The sequence below is a fragment of the Arsenophonus endosymbiont of Crataerina pallida genome (assembly GCF_964020125.1).
Classification (GTDB): domain Bacteria; phylum Pseudomonadota; class Gammaproteobacteria; order Enterobacterales; family Enterobacteriaceae; genus Arsenophonus; species Arsenophonus nilaparvatae.
The window spans coordinates 2239275-2262579 of the sequence record NZ_OZ026540.1; the positions used below are offsets into that span (position 1 = coordinate 2239275).

Sequence of the window (23305 nt, forward strand, 5' to 3'; positions counted from 1 at the left end):
TTTAATGGCAACAATATTGCACAAATCAAAGGCTATTAAGCTTGCAGGGCTGTCACTCGCTATATTTTTGGTAGCCTGCACGAGCAATCAACGTTATAAGCGTCAAGTCAGTGGTGACGAATCATATTTAAATACACCTCCGTTAAAACATTTGACGATCCCTCAAGGTATATCGTTACCGTTACAAAACGGTGAATATGATATTCCGCCAGCTAATCAAAATGGTGCTGTAGGTAAAGCATTAGATATTCGTCCTCCTATTCAAACACTTTCGTTACTTAGTGATACCCATACCGAAAATAGCCTAACCGCGAGTCGCTTATTTTTAACTAATACAGCTGAAAACAGCGCCCTTTGGTCGCAAATTAACGCTATTTTGCAACAAAAAATGATTAAAGTTAGGCAAAAAAATGATCCTGACCACTCCTTGATTACCGATTGGATTACCTGGCCGCGAGGAGATGAAGATATTGCGATACAAACCCGACAGAAAATTCAGCTGAACCCACAAAATAATCAAATAGTCATCACGGTAACTAATGAAGGTATAAAGCAGGGTGAAGAGAGCATCACCGATCAGGCAGAAATACAGCGCTATAATATTTTAATGTTAAATGAGTTGATTGATTCAATAAATAAGCTGCGTAGTACCGCAACCAGTTCTGGTGCCCAAGGTCGTTATGCCATTATTGATGTGCAAACGGGTAGTGATAGCAGTGGCTTACCTCAAATAATTGTACGTGCGCCTTATGATGTTGTTTGGGATAGATTACCCTCTGTGCTTGAAAGCATTGGTATGCAAGTTGGTGACCGTAGTCGTTCGACCGGATCAATTACCCTCACTTTTAATGGTATGAGTGATAGTGATTGGCAAGCGATTGGCGTCGATAATCCAACCATGACAAAAGGGGATTATAAATTACAAGTTGGCGATATGAATAATCGTAGTAGTCTGCAATTTATGGCGGTAAAAGGGACAACCTTAACACAAAAACAAAATGATGAAATGGTCTCGGCATTAAAAGCGGCGTTTAGTAAAGTGAGTAGTAATTAGTTAATAAAACTGGGTTTATTACGATTAGCTATAACATTGCTTATATAAATGATGTATGGTTGGTAGTGATTTATTCACTATGGATCATCTGTTTTTTTGTTTTGCTCGATCAGTTTTTAGGATAATTAAAATGTTTCCAGTAAAGTAATTTAATTAACATAAATAACCGCTAATCTGTTATTCTCCTTTTCCTAACAAAGTAAACGTTTGCGTCTTGCGTTAAAGCCATATTTAAGCGTTTTTTTATTAAAATGATCAAATTTCGGAGTAAATAAAATGCAGAAAAAAGCTGAGTTGTATCGTGGAAAAGCGAAAACCGTATATTTTACGAATGATCCTAATTTATTAGTATTAGAATTCCGCAATGATACATCGGCATTAGATGGTGAACGTATAGAACAGTTTGAACGTAAGGGAATGATAAATAATAAATTTAATCATTTCATTATGCAAAAACTGGAGCAAGCCGGCATTCCAACCCAAATGGAACGATTACTGTCAGATACTGAATCATTAGTAAAAAAATTAACCATGATCCCGGTTGAATGCGTTATTCGTAATCGAGCAGCTGGTTCTTTAGTTAAACGGCTTGGTATCGAAGAGGGTACGTTGCTTGAGCCACCTATCTTTGATCTGTTTTTGAAAAATGATGCGCAGCATGATCCCATGATTAATGAATCTTACTGTGAAACTTTTGGTTGGGTTAGTAGAGCGCATCTAAGCGAAATGAAACGATTAAGTTATAAAGCGAACGAAGTATTGAATGCGCTTTTTGATAAAGCGGAGTTAATTTTGGTCGATTTTAAACTGGAGTTTGGTTTATTTAATGGTCAAGTTGTTTTGGGTGATGAATTTTCGCCAGATGGCAGTCGCTTATGGGATAAAAAAACCAAGGATAAATTAGATAAAGATCGTTTTCGCCAGAGTCTAGGAGGATTAATTGAAGCTTATGAAGAGGTTGCTAAGCGCATAGGTGTTTGCTTAGATTAAAAAATTTTTTTGTTAGCAAAAGATGTTGAGTAAAGATTGGCTTAGAAAAACTTTATTTTATTGTCATTAGTTATTAATTTACTTTTATTAAAGCATACCTAAGAATAGTTAATTATGTATACAATAGTTATGAAAAAAATCACTTTAACCTATTTGGCTATGATATCGATTGGTTACAATATGATGGCCGTTACAGGAGTGATTATACAGATAATCAATAGAGTCGTAGTATTAATATTTACTGCTTCGCTGTGACCTGCCAGCGATTTTTGCTAGTTTTTTCTTATAACTATTTTTTTATTTAATCAGTAGCATTGAAATGAATTTATTAAATTTTATCACCACTGTGAGTTAATAATTACACAAGAATGACGATGATTCGCTATAATCCCATCAAGGGCTAATTATTCATGTCATATTGGGAGATTATTATGCGCTGGCGGGATCATCGCAAGAGCGATAATATTGAAGACAGACGGAATCAATCGGGTAGAATGGGATCACCTTTTGGTGGCGGTGGTATGCGATTGCCGTTACGTGGGAAAAGTGGTTTATTCATGTTAGCATAATTTTAGCGGCTAATAGGCTCTATTATTTATTTTGATCAGTCATGATTTATTGATAGGATAAATTAATTATATATTTTTATTGGTAAATAATTTTATGGGTAATTTTGATCCAACATTACTTATTTTATTAGTGTTGGCCGGCTTAGGAATAATTAGTCATAACATGACGGTGGCATTGGCAATGCTATTTTTGTTAGTTGTTCGCATTACGCCGCTTAATAATTTTTTCCCTTGGGTTGAAAAATATGGCTTAACCATCGGTATTTTGATTTTAACTATTGGTGTAATGGCCCCTATCGCCAGTGGCAAGATCTCGCCACAAGATGTTATTAACTCTTTTTTTAACTGGAAATCGTTATTGGCGATTGTGATTGGCATTTTGGTCTCTTGGCTTGGCAGTAGAGGCGTCTCTTTGATGTCTAATCAACCGTCAACAGTTGCCGGATTATTGGTTGGTACAGTGATAGGCGTTGCTGTTTTCCGTGGTGTTCCAGTTGGTCCATTAATAGCAGCAGGTCTTCTCTCGTTACTAATTGCACTTAGGCAGGGAATAATTGGCGATTGGCCAACCATTTCACCACATTGGCCTGATGCTATACCACCACAAAATGCGGTGTCACTATTAGGACAAGAGTTCTTACATGGCGTTTTTGATGCCACTAAGGGTTTTCATACTGAAGCATTGCTGATGTTGGCAGGGACATTAAAAGCGAGTAGTTATCTCATTCTTTGCCTGCCTGAGTGGGGGACTTGGTCTCAACAGCCGGATCAAGATAGTCAACGCTGGAATGAAGTGGCGTCGACAATAGCAGTGCCAAATTTTGTCTGTTGGTTAAAGTATCATCTACAACATGATGCTAATGTTTTGCTGTGGTGTGAAGGTAAACCTTTTACCACTGATAAGCTACCACAATTAACTGCCTGGTATCAGCCGAATGGACAACCAACGATTGAACAACAAAAAATTTTGCAGCGCCTGCTGGCTGGTAAGGTGGGAGTTTGGGCATTAGTTGCCCCGCGTGGCCGTGGAAAATCTGCGTTAGCAGGTATGTTAATTGAACGTTGGCAGGGGGAATGTTGGGTTTGTGCGCCGGCAAAATCAGTGTCAATGGTATTAACACACTATACCGACAAAAAAATTCGCTATTGGTCAATTGACCATTTATTGGCTGATTGTCGATTACAAAAACCACGCAAGGTTGATTGGTTAATTATTGATGAAGCGGCGATGATCCCGATTGCGCAACTAAATCAATTAACGCACTATTTCCCACGTTTACTCTTTACTACCACTGTTGATGGCTATGAAGGTACAGGGCGCGGATTTTTGCTAAAACTTTGTGCGCAATTAGCTCAATGTCACATTCTAACTTTAACCACGCCGATCCGCTGGGCATCAAATGATCCGTTGGAGAATTGGTTAAATAATAGCTTGTTATTAAAAGAATATTTACCAAAATCAACAACGCTAGCTAAATTAAATAACCATCACATGGCGTTGTTACCTATTTCGCAGTCTTTATTAATTGAAAAACCAAAATTATTATCAGCAATATATGGTTTGCTGACTAATGCACATTATCGTACCTCACCGCTTGATTTAAGACGATTATTGGATGCGCAAGGGATGCATTTATTGATTGCACAGCAAAAGGAAAATTTGTTAGCTGTGTTATGGTTAGTGGATGAAGGTGGATTATCTGCGTCGCTTGCCCATGAGGTATGGGCTGGACGGCGTCGACCTAGAGGTAATTTAGTTGCTCAATCTTTAGCAGCACATAGCTATTTTCCGCAAGCGGCACAAATGAATTCTCAGCGAATCAGCCGTATAACCGTTGCTGCAGCTTTTCGTCGTCAGGGAGTGGCAACAAAATTACTCAGTTTTTATAAGCAGCAGGCGATGGAAGAGGGGAAAGATTTTCTTTCTGTCAGCTTTGGCTATTGTGAGCAGTTGCAGTCATTATGGCAGCAAAATGGTTTTCATTTGGTCAGAGTTGGCAGCCGTAAAGAAGCGACCAGTGGATATTATACCGCTATGGCGGTATTGCCTTTATCAACAGCGGCTAAACAATTGGTGTCACGGGCGCAATATTTGTTAAAGCGAGACGCTTTTTATATCAATCAGCTAACCGGTTTAGCACTAACAGCAATTAGCGATGATCAATTAAATGATGAAGATTGGCAGGTTTTGGCAGGTTTTGCTTATGGTAATAGAAGTTTTTCAGCTAGCTATCCAGCAATCCGACGGTTATTAATGCAGTCGTCACTGGTTTTAACAGCGACTAGAATTCACTGTGAACATAATTTATCTATTGAGATATGCTGTCAGCAGTTAAAATTGACAGGTCAAAAAATGTGGTTAAAACAGGTACGCAACGATATTGCTGCGGCATTATCAGAATTGGACTGGCAGCGAGCAGAAAAACTTAAATCATGGGTTAATGCTTCTTTTGCTTAGGCCAGTCATCTTCATCATCCCATTTGTCGTTAAAATCACGGTGAGGAGGAAGTTTGGGTTTGTTATCTAAAAAACGTTTAGGATCGATTTTTTGCATCTGTTTGACGGCACTCCAAATGATACCAATCAGAAGCAAAATAATAATAATCCACCAGTAATCAGTTATCCAATGCATAGCTGTTTTTCCAGTAGCAAATGTAGTAAATAAAGTATACTCTTTTTTCCTTTATCGTATAACTATTATAGATTTAAGTATGCGTTTACAACGAATTTTACTCATTATTGTCGGCTGGTTTAGTATTATCTTAGCGATATTGGGTATACTTTTGCCATTATTACCCACTACCCCTTTTTTGTTATTAGCCGCCTGGTGTTTTTCTCGCTCATCACCACGTTTTCATTACTGGTTACTTCATAACTCATGGTTTGGTAAATATATTCGTCATTGGCAACAACATAAAGCGCTGCCTAAAGGGGTTAAAATTAAGATAATTGTTATTATTTTATTTAGTTTTATTTTTTCGCTTTGGTTTGTAGAAAGTTGGTGGATCAGGGGAACACTCCTCATTATCTTAGCGATATTGCTAGCTTATCTATTAAGGTTGCCACAAATCGATGGGGAAAAAAATTAACCCAATTTATTATTTAGCTAATGATATAGCTAGTGAATTTAAATTTTGGGTTCATAATAATATTTTTTGCATAATTTCCTGATAAACGAGACTTAATTTCTGAAGATCAGCAACACTAACACATTCATCAACTTTATGAATGGTTGCATTTAAAGGGCCTAATTCAACAATTTGTGCCCCCATTTTAGCAATAAAGCGGCCATCTGATGTTCCTCCATCAGTTGATAACTGAGGTTGATAGCCGCAATATTGTTCTATCACCTGGCTGACAATATTAATTAATTTACCTTTTTCTGTTAAAAATGGATGGCCGGATAATGACCACTCAATTTTATAATCGAATTGATATTTTTCTAGTATTGCTTCAACTTGGTGGCGAATTTGTTGCTCGGTGAGTTCGTTGCTAAAGCGAAAATTGAATTGTATGACTAACTGGCCAGGAATAATATTGTTACTACCAGTACCAGCATGAATATTGGAAATCTGCATGCTGGTGGAAGGAAAATAAGCATTGCCTGCATCCCATTTTTTATTAACTAGTTCATGTAAAAAAGCTAATGAACTATGTATTGGATTATTGGCTAAATGGGGGTAAGCAATGTGCCCTTGCGTTCCTTCGATGGTGAGTTTGGCGGTGAGTGATCCTCGACGACCATTTTTGATAATATCACCAATTTTAATCTGGCTAGATGGTTCACCAGCTATGCAATAATCAATTTGTTCATTGCGTATCATTAATTCATCAACCACTTTTACCGTTCCGTTAGTGGCTTTAGCCTCTTCGTCAGAGGTAATTAAGAAGGCCAATCGGCCAGAATGGTTGGGAAAATCGCTAATAAATCTTTCGGCGGCAATAATCATTGCCGCAAGGGAACCTTTCATATCGGCTGCTCCTCGGCCATAGAGCAGTCCGTTATTTAATGTTGGTGTAAAGGGAGGATAACGCCAATTGTCAGTTGCACCTGGCGGAACAACATCGGTATGTCCAGCAAAAGCTAGCGTTTCACCTTGTTCGCCATGATATGCCCATAGATTGGTGGTATCGTCAAAGGGCATGACTTCAATTGAAAAACCAAGTTTTTTCAATCGATTAATTAAAATTGTTTGACAGCCATTATCATCGGGGCTAACAGAAGGTTGTTGAACAAGTTGTTGCGCAAGCTTAAGAACAGGACAAATCATAGTTAGCCTCTGTGATGAATAAATTGTTGGTATTGGTCTATAGAAAAACCGAGTAGATAATGGTTACCAGTAGTTGTTAATAATGGGCGTTTAATAATTGCTGGATATTTTAACATTAACTCTTTAGCACTAGCGACATCAATAATATTCGCTTTTTGCTCATCGGACAATTTTTTCCAGGTTGTACCACGTTTATTGATCAAGGCTTCCCAGCCTAAGTATTGAATAAAAATTTCGAGTAATTCAATTGATATCCCATCCGTGCGATAATCATGGAATTGATAGATTATATGATGATTATCCAGCCACTGACGTGCCTTTTTAATAGTATCACAATTTTTTATACCATAAAGTATGTAACTTGCTGAAGTTGACATCATAATTTCCTTTTTTGATATGTAGCAAAGATCTCTATAATGCTGCAAAATGCGATAATAATCTATATAAGGCTACTATTAAGTAGAATACTTATTAAATTTATTAGAAATCGATTATAAAAAAATTCAATAAAATATATTCTACATCACATAAAATGATGTGTTAATTAAGCAATGCATATAAATATACTATGTGTTAGATGATGATGTTTTAATAAATCATTTCTTCATCCTTTAATGATATTTTATCTATGTTAAGTTTATTTAGCGCGCATATAAACTAGGTTGGCTTCCAAGCGAGAACGCACATTAAGTTTTTTTAGCAAATTACGAATATGTACTTTGACTGTTTCTTCAAAAATAAAAAGAGATTTAGATATTTCTCTATTTTTTAATCCATTAGCAATTTCACGTAATACTTCAAATTCACGTTTTGTTAATGAAGAAAGTGGATCTTGATATTGATGACGATTATTTAAATACTGATGAATTTGATTGCTAAAAACGGGTAAACCATTTGCGGCGCTTTTCAGGCTATTAAGTAACATATCTAATTCGCAATTTTTTAATAAATAACCATTAGCACCAGCATCGATAGCATTATAAACATCAATTCTATTAGCAGAAAAAGAAAGAATTAATATATAAGATTTAATCCCCTCTTTTCTAATTTGACGAATAACTTCAGGACCATACATGTTAGATATATTAATATCCATCATAATAATATCTGGCTTTAATTGATTGGCTATATTAATAACATCAACGCCATTACTTACTTCTCCGGCGACACTAAATTCATCTGCAGCTTTAATGAGTTGTTTTAAACTATGACGTATTAGGGGATGTTCATCAACCAACATTATTGAATGATTAGACATAGTATATTCCTTTTTAAATGCCTGTAGAAATAAATGGGTTTTTACAACTGATTTTAATTATTAGTCTTTAAAGTTTTTTGAAAAAATAAAACATTGCAAGAATATAAGAAAAACAATATTAATGAAATAACCAAAAGGTAATTATCTTAAATAAAAAACACATTGAATTTTATAATTTTAAATTCAATAGTCTTAAATTTTATGATTATAAAAAAATTAATAATATAAAGGTCACCAGTTTTATATTTTAATTTCAATATTATTTGGTTATATTGATTTCGTTGATAGAATGTTCAAGTTTAGCTAGTTTCTGCCGAAATTGTTGTATATGTCATGATTTCATTGATAGAGATTACTATAATGGGGATGTTTTTCTAATAAAAATTCTCTAAGGACACACAATGGATGAAAAATTAAAACAAAGTGCGCTAGATTTTCATGAGTTTCCCCAACCAGGTAAAATTGAAGTTACACCGACTAAGCCATTAACGGCACAACGAGATCTGGCCCTCGCATATTCTCCCGGTGTTGCTTATCCTTGTCTTGAAATCGCAGCTGATCCTTTGACCGCTTACAAATATACAGCTAAGGCTAATTTAGTGGCCGTAGTTTCTAATGGTACCGCAGTGTTAGGACTGGGAAATATTGGCGCTTTGGCTGGTAAACCGGTTATGGAAGGAAAAGGTGTTTTATTTAAAAAATTTTCCGGCATTGATGTATTTGATATTGAAATAGACGAATCTAACCCGGATAAACTGATCGATGTTATTGCCGCATTGGAGCCAACTTTTGGCGGAATCAATTTGGAAGATATTAAAGCACCAGAATGTTTCTATATTGAGAAAAAACTGCGTGAAAAAATGCAAATCCCTGTTTTCCATGATGATCAGCATGGTACTGCCATTATTTCAACCGCCACAATATTGAATGGTTTACGCATTGTTAATAAAAAAATTGACCAGGTTCGCTTAGTTGTTTCAGGTGCAGGTGCTGCTTCTATCGCCTGCATGAATTTATTGGTTGCATTAGGTCTTAATCGTAGCAATATTATTGTCTGTGACTCAAAAGGCGTTATTTATCGTGGCCGCGATGAAGTGATGGATGAAACTAAAGCCGCTTATGCAATTGAAGATAATGGTTTACGTACTCTAGCGGATGTTATCCCAGGCGCGGATATTTTCTTAGGCTGCTCAGCGCCGGGTGTGTTGACTGCGGAAATGGTAAAATCGATGGCTAATGCACCGCTTATCTTAGCATTAGCCAACCCGGAACCAGAAATTCTTCCTTCAATAGCAAAAGCAGCACGGCCTGATGCGATTATCTGCACTGGGCGTTCTGACTATCCTAATCAGGTAAACAATGTACTCTGTTTTCCTTTTATCTTTCGCGGCGCGCTGGATGTTGGGGCAACCACGATTAATGAAGAGATGAAACTAGCCTGTGTTCAGGCAATTGCTGATTTGGCATTAGCCGAGCAGAATGACGTTGTTGTCTCCGCTTACAGTGATCAGGAGTTAAAATTTGGTGCTGATTATATTATCCCAAAACCTTTTGATCCGCGCTTAATTGTTAAAATTGCGCCAGCAGTCGCTAAAGCGGCAATGGAATCTGGTGTAGCAACACGACCAATTACAGATTTTGATTCTTATATAGAAAAACTTAATGAGTTTGTCTATAGCACCCACCTATTTATGAAGCCGATTTTTTCTCTGGCCCGCAAAGAAAAAAAACGGATTGTATTAGCGGAAGGTGGGGAAGAACGAATATTGCATGCAACCCAAGAATTAATATCCTTAGGTTTGGCTTATCTGATTTTAATTGGTCGACCCAGTGTGATTGAAAAGCGGATTGAAAAGCTTGGGTTACAAATTAAAATTGGTGAAGATTTTGAGTTGATTAACAATGAAAATGATCCGCGTTTTAAAACCTATTGGCAACAATATTATCAATTAATGAAACGCCATGGTGTTTCGCAGGAAATGGCGCGTAGAGAAGTGATCAATAACCCAACCTTAATTGGTGCGTTGATGATCCGCCAAGGTGAAGCCGATGGCATGATTTGTGGTACTGTTGGTAGTTATAATCAACATTTTACCATTATAAAAAATGTTCTTGGCTTCCGGCAGAATAGTTCAGTAGCGGGTGCAATGAATGCCCTGATGTTGCCAACTGGCAATACTTTTATTGCAGATACCTATGTGAATGATAATCCAACCCCTGAGGAGCTGGCGGAACTTACCTTAATGGCGGCACAGGCGGTAAGGCGTTTTGGTATTGAGCCTAAAGTGGCACTATTATCTCGTTCAAGTTTTGGTTCTTCAGACTGTCCATCAGCACAAAAAATGCGTAAAACATTGGCATTAGTCAAACGTGCCGATCCTGAGTTGGAAATTGATGGGGAAATGCATGGCGATGCAGCATTAGTTGAAAACATTCGGCGAGATATTATGCCGGATAGTACATTAAAAGGATCAGCTAATTTGCTGATTATGCCTAATATGGAAGCTGCGCGTATTAGTTATAACTTACTTCGTGTTACCAGTTCTAATGGCGTCACTGTGGGGCCGGTATTAATGGGAGTAGCAAAACCAGTACATATATTAACACCGATTGTATCGGTACGACGTATCGTTAATATGGTTGCGTTAGCTGCAGCGGAAGCACAAACTCAACCATTGTAGAATAAAATTAACCACAAATTTGGGCCTCTGTTACTCACGACAACAGAGGTTTTTTATATTATGGCAAGATAAAATATAGCAGTTAATTTTGTTGATTAATTGTTTAAATATTTATTTAAAATTGTTGTTTTATCTATTAGTATCATAGGCCTTTATTTATTAATTTTGTGTTATTAAATAACTAAAAATTTGCCAACAGGATGTTCTAATAAATATGCAATTAACTCAGCGCTTTTTCTATCAATATTTGAACATTATACTATTGATATCATTATTAAATATGATTGCGTTTACCAGTTTGGCAGGAGAAAAAATGATAATTCCAATGGCAGAAAAGCAACCACACAAAATGGTTTTACATGGTGATAGCCGCATTGATAATTATTATTGGCTACGTGATGATACGAGAAAAAATAAAAAAGTTATCAAATACTTGACTGATGAAAATCAATATACCAATGCGGTATTAAAGTCTGGCACCGTATTAAGAGAGCAATTATTTGGCGAGATGGTCGCTCGTATGGAGCAGCAAGATCAATCGGTGCCTTATACCTATAATGGTTATATTTATCGTACCCTTTATCAAGAAGGTAAAGATTATCCTGTTTATCAACGTAAACCTGTCAACCAAAATAGTGATTGGCAGATATTAGTTGATGGTAATGAACGTGCTAAGGGACATCAATTTTATACCTTGGGTGGTATTGCTGTTTCTGAAGATAATAATCGTTTGGCAATTGTCGAAGATTTTCAAGGTCGTCGTCAGTTTGAGGTTTCATTTAGACAGTTAGCTAGTAAAAAATGGCAGAATGCAGTAATTAAAAATACCTCTGGTAATATTGTATGGTCTAATGATAATCAAACTCTCTATTATATTCGTAACCACCCACAAACATTATTACCTTATCAAGTATATTGTCATCAATATGGATTAGAGGGGGTTGAAGATAAAAAAGTTTATCAGGAGAATGATGACCGATTTTACTTGAGCATGACAAAAAGTAGCTCAAAAGCGTATATTCTACTAGCAATTAGTAGTACAGAAACATCTGAATATCGATTAATCGATGCTAATAACCCCGCTGAATCACTTAAAATATTTTCCCCTCGCCAAACGGGACGTGAGTACGATTTAGATCATTTTCGTGATAATTTCTATATTCGCTCTAACCATCAATTGGAGCAATTTGGGTTATATGCTACTCAATCAATTGACCAGCCCTGGCAAACAATTATTGCACCGAATAAAGAGACTGATTTAGAAAATTTTGCGCTTTTTAACCGTTGGTTGGTTGTTGAAGAGTGTCATAATGGCTTAGTTAATATTCGACAGATAGATTGGCAGACCAAACAGCAAAAAATAGTTCAATTTGATGAAGCGTATATAGTGCCTGGATTGATTATAATCCAGAGCCTGATAGCGAGACTTTACGTTATGGTTATTCTTCACTAACTACCCCAATATCTGTTATGCAGATAAATATGCTAACTGGACAGCGTGAATTGCTAAAACAACAACAAGTCAATGGATTTGATAAATCACTTTATACCAGTGAACGTATATGGGTTCAGGTAAAAGATGGCACTAAAGTGCCAGTTTCGTTGGTATATCGTAAAGATCGATGGCAAAAAAGCAAAAATCCGATTTTGATTTATGGCTATGGTGCTTATGGTATCAATGTGGATCCGGTTTTTAGTTCACCGCGTTTGAGTTTATTGGATAGGGGATTTGTCTATGCAATAGTGCATGTTCGTGGTGGCGGCGATTTAGGCAAAGCCTGGTATCAACAAGGGAAGGTTGAAAATAAAGCCAATAGTTTTAGTGATTTTATTGATGCAACCAAAATATTGATTGCAAAGGGGTATGGTGATCCCAAACGGGTATATGCAATGGGTGGAAGTGCTGGTGGTTTATTGATGGCGGCAGTAATTAACCAGGCACCGGAACTCTATCGAGGCGTTGTCGCTCAAGTTCCTTTTGTCGATGTTGTGACAACCATGCTTGATCCTTCTATTCCATTAACAACTGGTGAATATGATGAATGGGGTGATCCCGCTGCGCAGGACGCTTATTTTCGACTAAAATCTTACAGTCCCTATGACAATATTAAATCTCAACGTTACCCTAATTTATTGGTTACGACGGGGTTATATGATTCACAAGTCCAATATTGGGAGCCGGCCAAATGGGTGGCTAAACTAAGAGAGTATAAAGTGGGTAATACGGTCTTATTGCTGGAAACAAATATGAAAACCGGCCATGGTGGTAAATCGGGTCGATTTAATCGTCTAAAAGATACAGCATTGGAATATGCTTTTATTTTGATGCTAGATGATAATAAAAAATATCTGCCTGATTTTGATGTTCAATAAATTTTTGTCGCCTTATATGATAATTAATATAAGGCTAATAAATCATATTTATAGATGATAATTTGTTTGGATTAAGCAATTTTATTGATCGATAAGATTTTACTTTCAAGCCAACCATCTTGTAAGCGAGTTTTTAATGTTTCTCCAATATGTATTTGTTGTGTTTTGGTTAAAACCTGTCCATTAGGTGATTCGCTAATACTATAACCACGGGCTAATGTTGCTAATGGACTTACTGCTTCAAGGCGGGAGCAACTGACACTAAATTTTTCACGATATTGGCTTAGTATTTGAGTAATTAATTGTTTTAATTGAAATTGCTGCTGAATATAACGTTGGCGACAATTTTGTAGTTGTGGCCGCGGATCACATAGTATTAAATGTTGTTCAAGGTTATATTGCTGACGATTTATTTGCTGCAAATATTGTTGTGTGGCGTTAACAAGTTTTTGTTGTAATTGGATCAGATAATTGTGTTGGCGCGTTATCCGTAGTTCAGGATGTTGCTGTTGTAATTTATGTTGTAATTGACCAAAGATACGTAGTTTACGCGCCATGAAATAGTCCATCGCCATTTCTAATCGCTGTTTTTGTTCAAGTAACTGACGGAGTAATTCTTGTTGATTGCGACTCACTAATTCTGCCGCAGCTGAGGGTGTTGGGGCTCGTAAATCGGCAACAAAATCAGCAATAGTTACATCGGTTTCATGACCAACCGCTGCAATAATTGGTAACTGACTAGCAAAAATTGCTCTGGCGACCCTTTCATCGTTAAAAGCCCATAAATCTTCCAATGAACCACCACCTCGGCCGACAATTAGGACATCACACTCTCGGCGATGATTGGCCAACTCAATAGCACGAATAATTTGTCGTGGTGCATCTTCTCCTTGCACGGCGGTGGGATAAATAATGACAGGTAATGAAGGATCGCGGCGTTTTAAGATATTTAAAATATCATGTGATGCAGCGCCTGTTGCTGAGGTAATAACCCCCAAGCGTTTGGCTGGCATTGGTAGTGCTTGTTTGTAATGTTGTGCGAATAGTCCTTCAGCTGAAAGTTTCTGTTTCAATATCTCAAATTGTTGTTGTAATAATCCATCACCCGCAGGTTGCATATTTTCGATAATTAATTGGTATTCTCCTCTTGGCTCGTACATGGTAACAGTCGCTCGAACTAACACTTGTTGACCATTTTGTGGTCGAAAATTGACGCAAATATTTTGGCCGCGAAACATCGCAGCACGTAGCTGCGCTTTTTCATCTTTTAAGGTGAAATACCAGTGGCCGGAAGCTGGCTGAGAAAAATTAGAGATTTCTGCATTAAGCCAAATTCTGCCAATTTGAAGTTCAAGTAATTGCCGAACCGATTGATTAAGTTGGCTAACCGAATAAATTCCACTATTTTCTGAAGTTAACATGTTAAGTTAGCTACACCTTGTAAATAAAATTAATGGCTAAATATTAGCAGCGATTATTTCTATTATACATAGAATCAAAATAGAGCGTATAAGTGATTATCCCATTCATGTTGTTCAATATTGGCGGTGTTCATTCGAACAGTTAAATTTCTATTATGGTCAATATATTCAATATAGGTGATAATAAATTCTGTTTTTGGCCAGAATAAGACTTCTTGCTTATCATCTTTTAATAAATCGGAAATATTGGCGCCTACTAGAGGTTCGGTATGCTGGATTTCATATAATACGTTAACCTCGTCATCGGCTAATGCTTGGATTTCTTTAAGGAAAGGCATTACACCATCGGGCTCTTTAGTGGTGCTGAAAAACGAAGTGGATGTATAAGGTCCATTTACTTTTAAGTAGATCATATCTGACAATTTTCTGACCTCACCGCGATAAAGCATAGTGGAGGTAAATTTATTATTGTAATTATCAAGTAGGGATAAATGCATTAGCGCTTGAGTTAGTTGTTTAACTAAAGGATGATGATGATTGAAATTAGTGCCTAGCTTTAGCATATTATTTTAATAAGCATGGCTGCTATATTGATAATCCCGAATAGTATACCAATCGATAAAGCTACATTTTTTATAGGCAGCCGATTGATTGTATTCATTCATTGTTGATACAAAATTAATTTTAGATTTATTTTCAATATAATCTTTATCGTAGAGTGGTGTTAAAAGTGCTAAAGCTTCATCATAAGAGTGTAATGGGTGACTAATATTTTCATTAGTATAGAGTGAATTCAGAAAATAAATATGTTGTTTTTCAATAGTCGAAAGCGGGGAAGAAGCTCTTTGGGTATCGGATTGATAATTAGGTAATGGATTAAAGTTTATTTTATTGATGGAGAACATAACTTTCCTACGTTTAAGCCGTTAACTTTAACCATATTGTAAGGAAGTAATCAATTTTAAAAAGTGACGGGTTAGTCAGAATAAATTAAGCAATGTACCTAATTCATGTAATATTTATTTGCTTTAAAATTAATTAAATAACTCGATTAATAAATAAATTATTTACAAGCATAAATCTAAATTTGATCATAGTAGTATGCGTTTTTGTCAGCTAAAAATGAATTTTAGTGAGAAAGTACTGGAGTCAATAAATTTCGTCATGTATAATATCGCCGCAATATTTTATCTTTTTCCAAATCCTGCCTGGTGAGATATTGCTTATGCTACGTATTAAGAAAGAAGCACTAACATTCGATGATGTATTGTTAGTTCCTGCACACTCAGATGTATTGCCTAATACTGCTGATTTATCAACTCAATTAACTGCCTCGATCCGTTTAAATATTCCTATGCTTTCTGCCGCCATGGATACTGTGACTGAATCAGATTTAGCTATCGCATTAGCCCAAGAGGGCGGAATTGGTTTTATTCATAAAAATATGCCAATTGAGCGTCAAGCAGAAGAAGTTCGCCGCGTTAAAAAGTATGAAAGTGGCATCGTTATCGATCCGGTTACCGTCACACCCGAAACCACAATTCGTGAAGTTTATGAAATGGCTGAGCGTAATGGTTTTGCTGGTTATCCTGTGGTTAATAATAATAAAGAATTGGTTGGTATCATTACTGGCCGTGATATCCGTTTTGTGACGGATTTGGATCAACCGGTTACGGCGGTTATGACAGCTAAACCCCATTTGGTCACGGTCAAAGAGGGTGAATCCCGTGATGTGGTTTTGCAGAAATTGCATGAAAGACGTATTGAAAAAGCATTGGTGGTTGATGATAACTTTCACCTATTTGGTATGATCACAGTAAAAGATTTTCAGAAAGCTGAACGCAAGCCCAATGCGTGTAAAGATGAGCAAGGTCGCTTGAGAGTGGGCGCAGCGGTTGGCGCTGGTGCGAATAATGAACAACGTATTGAGGCATTAGTGGCAGCCGGTGTTGATGTGTTGTTAATTGACTCTTCCCATGGACATTCACAAGGAGTTTTACAACGTATTCGTGAAACGAGAGCAAAATATCCTAATTTGCCGATTATTGGTGGTAATGTTGCCACCGGCGAAGGGGCTAAAGCTTTGGTCGAAGCGGGTGCCAGCGCGGTGAAAGTCGGTATTGGCCCGGGTTCTATCTGTACAACGCGAATTGTCACTGGTGTTGGTGTACCTCAGATCACTGCTATTGCCGATGCCGTTGAGGCGCTGAGAGGCATGAATATACCGATAATTGCCGATGGCGGTATTCGCTTCTCGGGTGATATTGCTAAAGCACTGGCTGCCGGCGCCTCTTGCGTTATGGTTGGCTCAATGCTTGCCGGTACTGAGGAGTCACCAGGTGAAACTATCTTGTTTCAAGGACGCTCTTATAAAGCCTACCGAGGAATGGGATCATTAGGTGCGATGTCGAAAGGCTCTTCCGATCGTTACTTCCAAACCGATAATGCTGCAGATAAATTGGTACCTGAAGGCATCGAAGGACGGGTTGCTTATAAAGGATTTTTGAAGAATATTGTTCATCAGCAAATGGGCGGCCTTCGTTCTTGTATGGGACTGACCGGTTGTGTCACTATTGATGAATTAAGAAGCAAAGCAGAATTTGTGCGTATTAGTGGTGCCGGTATCCAAGAGAGTCATGTACATGATGTTACCATCACCAAAGAATCACCTAATTATCGTTTAGGTTAATTATTTTATTAGCGGTTTTTGCTATAAACCGTCAAATTATTATTTGTTTTGGAATTATCTTTAGATGACAACTGACATTCATCAATACCGAATTTTGATCCTCGATTTTGGTTCACAATACACGCAATTAATTGCTCGTCGTATTCGTGAAATTGGCGTTTATTGCGAACTTTGGGCTTGGGATGTTTCCGAGGCACAGATCCGTGAATTTAATCCTAATGGAATTATTCTTTCTGGCGGGCCGGAGAGTACCACCGAACTAAATAGCCCACGTGCACCGGAATATGTTTTTCAGGCTGGCGTTCCGGTATTAGGTATTTGTTATAGCATGCAAACGATGTCCATCCAATTAGGTGGGCAAGTTGAGGTGTCTGGCGAGCGAGAGTTTGGTTATGCCCAGGTGTCCATTCAACAATCCTGTGAACTATTTCGCGATATTTATGACAGCTTAGGTGCAGATGGTAAACCACTGCTAGATGTCTGGATGAGTCATGGCGATAAAGTGACGGCAATTCCAGCTGATTTTAAAGTTATCGCCAGTACCGATAGCTGCCCATTTGCCATTATGGCTAATGAAGAAAAACGTTTCTATGGTGTTCAGTTTCATCCTGAAGTGACTCACACTCATCAAGGAGCAGCTATTCTACAGCGTTTTGTATTAGATATTTGCCGCTGTGAAGCTCGTTGGACGGCGGCGGCGATTGTTGAAGATACGGTACAGCGCTTGAAGGCTCAGATTGGTGATGATCAGGTTATTCTGGCATTATCAGGCGGTGTTGATTCATCGGTTACTGCGTTATTACTCAATCGTGCTATTGGTAAGCAGCTCACTTGTGTGTTTGTTGATAATGGTTTGTTACGCTTAAATGAAGCGCAGCAAGTTATGGCCATGTTTGCCGGTAAATTTGATCTTAATATTATTCATGTGGCCGCAGAAGAGCGCTTTCTTAGCGCATTGGCAGGGATTGATGAGCCAGAATTAAAACGTAAAGCGATCGGCCGCGTTTTTATTGAAGTATTTGATGAGCAAGCGGCGAAACAAACGCAAGTAAAATGGTTGGCTCAGGGTACTATTTATCCGGACGTAATCGAATCTGCCGCTTCAGCAACTGGCAAAGCGCATGTCATTAAATCTCACCATAACGTGGGTGGCTTACCAGCAGAAATGAAACTGGGATTAGTTGAGCCATTAAAAGAGTTATTTAAAGATGAGGTGCGTAAAGTAGGCCTGGAGTTAGGACTTCCTTATGACATGTTATACCGTCACCCATTTCCTGGCCCAGGCTTAGGTGTGCGGGTACTTGGTGAGGTGAAGAAAGCCTATTGTGATCTGTTACGTCAGGCAGATGCCATTTTCATTGAAGAATTACATAAAGCTGATCTTTATCATAAAGTCAGCCAAGCTTTCACTGTTTTCCTGCCGGTACGCTCTGTTGGCGTAATGGGAGATGGCCGAAAATATGACTGGGTTGTGTCATTGCGCGCGGTTGAAACTATTGATTTCATGACTGCCCATTGGGCCCATTTGCCCTATGATTTTCTTGGCCGGGTGTCAAATAGAATTATCAATGAAGTGGCCGGCATCTCTCGAGTAGTTTACGATATTAGCGGCAAACCACCAGCGACGATTGAGTGGGAATGATTACACCTAGTAATTGTTGTCATGAATCAGTAACAAATTATAATTAACACCATGTTTTTTATGGAAAATATATATTTTATCTTTAATTTGTTATTGAGGGCTAAGAAGACAATCTGATGACATTTTTTGTAGTATAGGTTTAATGCTATTTGAAGGTTAAGAATTCATGAGAATTCGCTATATGGTTCCGTTTAAGCGTAAAATCATCATTGACGACCATTGGGAAATTCCGATCCAGGGTGGGGGACTCCGAGTCATAGAAGAAAACGGTTACGCCAAAGCTCTCGAACTCACTTTCGAGAAACAGCCCCTAGAATACGCGCCGCATTTTCAGAAGCTCAGTGAAGGTGCGGCAGTTGCGGAGATCACCGGATGCGATCAACTTATAATATTTGTGAAACGCCAACTCAGAGACGCTGCCACGTTTCTCGAATGCTTCTATGACATCGAACTCATCACCGATGAAATGGATGTCAATTATGAAGGCGAAACGCCAGAGGAAGAAGCCAGGATAGTTATAAAGAGCATCTCTATGGGGCGGAAGCTACCTGCATTGCCGCTCTCTTTCGATATGCTTTCACGCGCAATCATGGCCGCCGATAAACACGATGGACCGAGATTTGAAGCTACTCTTGTGAGTAGTGCTCGGAAGGCACTTGAAACAGAGGAGTTCATTAATTCTTTCCGCTACTCGTTCCTGCTGATTGAGTCTCTTTATGGTGAAGGAAAATTTAAAAAAGCGGGTTTACAGGCGGTATTAAAAAAAATCAGAAGTTTCGAGATATCCTTGAGTGTACCCTCAAGGATGTGATTCCTGCGAAAAATGATCGCAGCTCAGCAACTGCTAAGTTGCTAGCGTCAAAGCCATCGGTAGATGATGTGATTAATCATCTTGTTGAAAAGCGAGGTTTCTATTTTCATGGAAATGTTAAACGAAGGGATGCATGGAAGCCTGATAAGCAAAGTGAGGCAGAGACGCTTGCTCTTCTCGCAATAGGTATTGCTATGAACATTTCTATGAAGGCATCTGAGCCGATGTTTTCCAAGGAACTAGAAAAACGCCACTTTAAAGACGCAATGCGCGCAGGAGCTAAAATTGTGTTTGAGATAAAATTCACATTTAGAGATATGGGTGAAACGTTCGATCGCGAGCATCAAATCAATGTTAATATGCCAGGAACGAAGATGACTTCTAGGTCTGCCTTTGGAATTGCTCAACATTTTCTTCAGCTGTTTCAGCATAATCAGCCCATGTCAGCATTACGCAAGGCAGAATGCACGATCCAGGGAACCGGGTAAAAAGTGTTCGAATTGACTTTACACGTTACCGAAGATAAAACCGAAAAGGCTACATCAGAAAAGATAAACTAAGTCATCTTACTTATATTGTAATTATATTCGCTATTATAAAGGTATAAAATGTATTGTAATAATGGGTATTCGCACACTAGTTTTGTCCATGTAGGCTTTAAAATTATTATCGTAAACCTATATATTATTCAATTTGTTGATATATAATGATTTTAGTTATTAATTCATAATTAATCGAAAGTATTCGCCAAAATAACTTTATATTAATAACCCAGTAAAAATTTTTACTGGGTTTTTTGTTACTGAGAATTATATTGTTATTTTAATAAGAATATAATTAAATATTTTATTTAAAAATTAATGCAAAATACCAATTCTAATTAATTTGATTAATATTTTTTCCATGTTATATAACATGGCTGTTTGAAAATTTATTTTATTTTTTAACTAAACATTAAATATGAAAATCATGTTTTATAAAACTTTAATTAAGTTTTTATTTTTATTAAAAATGGTTAAAAATAATTATTATTTATTTATTTATTTATTTATATTTATTAGTTATTTGTCAAAAATATTGTAAGTGTTTTTTTAAGCGTTAAATAATTAATTTAAATTGATATCGAGCTTGTTCTGGGATGATAATTTTTTGCTCTGTTATTGTGTTTATTACTAATTATTTCTTTGCAGAAATCAAATTTATTGCTTAAGGAGTAAGAAAAATGAAAACCAAATTATTGTTGGCAACGTTAACGTTAATCAGTGCTTCGAGTTTTGCTAGTACCGGCACTGAAATCAAACCTATGCATGGATATATTGATTCGCCGGCTAGTCGGGCTTATTTATGTTCAACACTGCAAAACAAGAGTTGTGGCCCAATTCAGTATGAACCGCAATCAGTTGAAGGTCGAAAAGGTTTCCCACAAAGAAGGCCTGCTGATGGCAAAATAGCCAGTGCTGGTGTGGGGGCGTTTAAGCAATTGGATGAGCAAACGGCAACTCGTTGGACTAAGGTTAATGTGGTATCAGGTGAAAATATCTTCCATTGGACATTAACGGCCCCACATAGAACCACCGGCTGGGAATATTTTATTACCAAACAAGATTGGGATCCTAATGCTCCATTAAGTCGTGCTGCATTTGAATTAAAACCCTTTTGTTCACGATTTGATGGTGGATCGGTACCTGCTCGAGAAGTTACCATGAAATGCCAAGTACCTAAACGTACCGGTTATCAGGTCATTTTAGGTGTATGGACCATAGATGATACATCTAATGCATTTTATCAAGTTATTGATGCCAATATGAAAACTCGCTAGTTTTAATCATCTTACAACGATTTTTCTTAAGTAACTAATGGTATTAAAAAAATCTTTATTTAGCTGAAAGTACTACAGTGACTGCGATTGGCTGCTAAATAGTATTAACAAGTAATTTTTTCTATTTTATGATGTAAATAAAACTACTTGTTACTTATTACATTAGGATATTTGATTAACAAACCTGGTTTAAGCTACAGCCAGGTTTGTTATTGGTTATTTTTAACGTTTTCTACCGCCTAAAATGCCACGAATAATTTGATTACTGATTTGACGTACTGCAGATTTCGTTGCCGTTTGCACTAAACCCTCTTTTTTACCCCCTCTAGGGCCGGTTGAACCAAAAAGAAAATCTTTTAAGCCGCCGACAAATCCATTATCTTCGGTATTTTTTGTTGTTTGATTTGTCAGTTTTTCATAGGCTGACTCGCGATCCAGCATCTTCTCATACTTGCCATAAATATCTGAATGATTAAGTAGCTGATTGCGCTCTTCGGCAGTTAATACTCCCATGCGTGAGTCTGGCTCAATAACAAAAGCTCTTTGAACTATATTAGGACGTCCTTTTTCGTCTAAGAACGAGATTAATGCTTCACCAACCCCAAGTTCAGTTATTGCCTGTTCAGCTTTAAAATCTGGATTTGCTCGCATAGTTTCAGCTGCTGCTTTAACTGCTTTTTGATCACGTGGCGTAAATGCTCGTAATGCATGCTGAACCCGATTGCCTAACTGTCCTAGAATATTATCGGGAATATCAAGTGGATTTTGGGTAACAAAATAAACGCCAATCCCTTTTGAACGGATCAGTCGAACAACTTGTTCGATTTTTTCCAGTAATGCTGTTGGTGCATTAGTAAAAAGTAGATGGGCTTCATCAAAGAAAAACACCAGTTTTGGTTTTTCAACATCACCCATTTCAGGCAAACGTTCAAAAAGTTCCGATAATAACCATAATAGAAACACCGCGTAGAGCTTAGGCTGATTATAGAGCTTTTCTGCGGCAAGAATATTGACCATCCCTTGGCCATTAGGATCAGTTTTGATCAGATCAACGATATCAAGCATAGGTTCGCCGAAAAAGTAATCAGCGCCTTGTTGTTCAAGGGTTAATAATCCACGTTGTATGGCGCCGATTGAGGTGCTGGCAATGTTACCGTATTCAGTTTGAAATTGTTTCGCATTTTCACCAACATATTGAACGGTAGAGCGCAGATCTTTCATGTCCAGCAATAGTAAACCGTTGTCATCGGCAATTTTAAAAATAAGTTGTAATACACCACTTTGCACATCATTTAAATTCATCAACCGTGATAATAGCAATGGTCCCATATCTGAGATGGTTGCCCGCACCGGGTGTCCAAGTTCTGCAAAAACATCCCAGAAAGTGACAGGGCAAGCAGCTGGGTGCCAGTCTGTTACGCCAAGCGCTTCGAGGCGTGATTGCAATTTAGGTGTTAATACACCTTTTGCACCAATACCCGAAAGATCACCTTTTACATCTGCCATAAAAACCGGTACCCCAATTTGAGAAAAACTTTCCGCCATTTTTTGTAGCGTTACAGTTTTACCTGTTCCTGTTGCACCAGTAATTAACCCATGTCGATTTGCCAGTGCAGGCAATATGGCTAATTCAGTTTCACTATTTTTAGCGATGACGAGAGATTTTTGCATCTAAAAATATCCTCTGTAGTCGGCATAATGGGTATAATTTTGTTGCCAGGCTTGA

At 37.6% G+C, this 23305-nt stretch carries 19 protein-coding genes and 1 pseudogene; 12 read left to right on the forward strand and 8 right to left on the reverse strand.

Annotated features, from left to right (window positions below; translation table 11 throughout):
• Nucleotides 1-4: 4 nt before the first annotated feature.
• From bamC to AACL31_RS12060, 4 genes are all read left to right on the forward strand, one after another.
• Nucleotides 5-1054, forward strand: coding sequence for an outer membrane protein assembly factor BamC (gene bamC / locus AACL31_RS12045; protein WP_310511992.1), 1050 nt, complete (start codon nt 5-7; stop codon nt 1052-1054).
• Between the two features lie 276 nt (nt 1055-1330).
• On the forward strand, nt 1331-2044 hold the full coding sequence (gene purC / locus AACL31_RS12050; RefSeq protein ID WP_310511991.1) for a phosphoribosylaminoimidazolesuccinocarboxamide synthase: 714 nt from the start codon (nt 1331-1333) through the stop codon (nt 2042-2044).
• A 431-nt stretch (nt 2045-2475) separates the two neighbouring features.
• Nucleotides 2476-2613 (forward strand): neutral zinc metallopeptidase, encoded by a 138-nt coding sequence (locus AACL31_RS12055; RefSeq protein ID WP_339053198.1) that lies wholly within the window; start codon nt 2476-2478, stop codon nt 2611-2613.
• Nucleotides 2614-2707: 94 nt separating this feature from the next.
• The gene (locus tag AACL31_RS12060) at nt 2708-5071 is read left to right on the forward strand and encodes a GNAT family N-acetyltransferase (RefSeq protein WP_339053199.1); all 2364 of its coding nucleotides are present in this window, start codon (nt 2708-2710) and stop codon (nt 5069-5071) included.
• On the opposite strand, the gene AACL31_RS12065 is transcribed toward AACL31_RS12060, so the two are convergent.
• On the reverse strand, nt 5052-5246 hold the full coding sequence (locus tag AACL31_RS12065) for a YpfN family protein (protein ID WP_032114903.1): 195 nt from the start codon (nt 5244-5246) through the stop codon (nt 5052-5054). The genes AACL31_RS12060 and AACL31_RS12065 overlap by 20 nt on opposite strands.
• 79 nt (nt 5247-5325) lie before the next feature.
• Here AACL31_RS12065 and AACL31_RS12070 point away from each other — a divergent pair, with 79 nt between their 5' ends.
• The gene (locus AACL31_RS12070; RefSeq protein WP_032114904.1) at nt 5326-5703 is read left to right on the forward strand and encodes a DUF454 family protein; all 378 of its coding nucleotides are present in this window, start codon (nt 5326-5328) and stop codon (nt 5701-5703) included.
• Nucleotides 5704-5754: 51 nt separating this feature from the next.
• Here AACL31_RS12070 and dapE read toward each other — a convergent pair whose 3' ends face one another.
• The 3 genes from dapE to AACL31_RS12085 form a co-directional block, all read right to left on the reverse strand.
• A complete protein-coding gene (dapE, locus tag AACL31_RS12075) occupies nt 5755-6885 on the reverse strand; it encodes a succinyl-diaminopimelate desuccinylase (RefSeq protein WP_310511988.1) in 1131 nt (376 codons plus the stop codon).
• Nucleotides 6886-6887: 2 nt separating this feature from the next.
• Complete coding sequence (locus tag AACL31_RS12080) at nt 6888-7262, reverse strand: ArsC family reductase (RefSeq protein ID WP_032114906.1); 375 nt, start codon at nt 7260-7262, stop codon at nt 6888-6890.
• Nucleotides 7263-7522: 260 nt separating this feature from the next.
• The gene (locus tag AACL31_RS12085; protein WP_339053200.1) at nt 7523-8143 is read right to left on the reverse strand and encodes a response regulator; all 621 of its coding nucleotides are present in this window, start codon (nt 8141-8143) and stop codon (nt 7523-7525) included.
• A 401-nt stretch (nt 8144-8544) separates the two neighbouring features.
• Here AACL31_RS12085 and AACL31_RS12090 point away from each other — a divergent pair, with 401 nt between their 5' ends.
• Nucleotides 8545-10824, forward strand: a complete 2280-nt coding sequence (locus tag AACL31_RS12090; protein WP_310511987.1) for an NADP-dependent malic enzyme — start codon at nt 8545-8547, stop codon at nt 10822-10824.
• 280 nt (nt 10825-11104) lie between these two features.
• Nucleotides 11105-13197, forward strand: a pseudogene (locus AACL31_RS12095) (S9 family peptidase).
• Nucleotides 13198-13268: 71 nt separating this feature from the next.
• Here the strand turns inward: AACL31_RS12095 and xseA are convergent.
• The 3 genes from xseA to AACL31_RS12110 all read right to left on the reverse strand — a co-directional run bounded on the left by xseA (nt 13269) and on the right by AACL31_RS12110 (nt 15523).
• The gene (gene xseA / locus AACL31_RS12100) at nt 13269-14618 is read right to left on the reverse strand and encodes an exodeoxyribonuclease VII large subunit (protein ID WP_310511986.1); all 1350 of its coding nucleotides are present in this window, start codon (nt 14616-14618) and stop codon (nt 13269-13271) included.
• A gap of 74 nt (nt 14619-14692) precedes the next feature.
• The gene (locus AACL31_RS12105; RefSeq protein WP_310511985.1) at nt 14693-15181 is read right to left on the reverse strand and encodes a hypothetical protein; all 489 of its coding nucleotides are present in this window, start codon (nt 15179-15181) and stop codon (nt 14693-14695) included.
• A gap of 6 nt (nt 15182-15187) precedes the next feature.
• Complete coding sequence (locus AACL31_RS12110) at nt 15188-15523, reverse strand: hypothetical protein (RefSeq protein ID WP_310511984.1); 336 nt, start codon at nt 15521-15523, stop codon at nt 15188-15190.
• A 320-nt stretch (nt 15524-15843) separates the two neighbouring features.
• On the opposite strand from AACL31_RS12110, the gene guaB reads away from it, so the two are divergent.
• From guaB to AACL31_RS12135, 5 genes are all read left to right on the forward strand, one after another.
• Nucleotides 15844-17307: an IMP dehydrogenase gene (gene guaB / locus AACL31_RS12115; protein ID WP_310511983.1), complete on the forward strand. Its 1464-nt coding sequence runs from the start codon at nt 15844-15846 to the stop codon at nt 17305-17307.
• A gap of 64 nt (nt 17308-17371) precedes the next feature.
• The gene (guaA, locus tag AACL31_RS12120; RefSeq protein ID WP_310511982.1) at nt 17372-18949 is read left to right on the forward strand and encodes a glutamine-hydrolyzing GMP synthase; all 1578 of its coding nucleotides are present in this window, start codon (nt 17372-17374) and stop codon (nt 18947-18949) included.
• 166 nt (nt 18950-19115) lie between these two features.
• On the forward strand, nt 19116-19760 hold the full coding sequence (locus AACL31_RS12125; RefSeq protein ID WP_310511981.1) for a hypothetical protein: 645 nt from the start codon (nt 19116-19118) through the stop codon (nt 19758-19760).
• The gene (locus tag AACL31_RS12130; RefSeq protein WP_310511980.1) at nt 19757-20248 is read left to right on the forward strand and encodes a hypothetical protein; all 492 of its coding nucleotides are present in this window, start codon (nt 19757-19759) and stop codon (nt 20246-20248) included. Before AACL31_RS12125 ends, AACL31_RS12130 begins: the two co-directional genes overlap by 4 nt.
• Nucleotides 20249-20982: 734 nt before the next feature.
• Complete coding sequence (locus AACL31_RS12135) at nt 20983-21579, forward strand: lytic polysaccharide monooxygenase (protein ID WP_310511979.1); 597 nt, start codon at nt 20983-20985, stop codon at nt 21577-21579.
• Nucleotides 21580-21801: 222 nt separating this feature from the next.
• Here AACL31_RS12135 and AACL31_RS12140 read toward each other — a convergent pair whose 3' ends face one another.
• A complete protein-coding gene (locus AACL31_RS12140; RefSeq protein ID WP_310511978.1) occupies nt 21802-23250 on the reverse strand; it encodes a DUF853 domain-containing protein in 1449 nt (482 codons plus the stop codon).
• Nucleotides 23251-23305 lie beyond the last annotated feature (55 nt).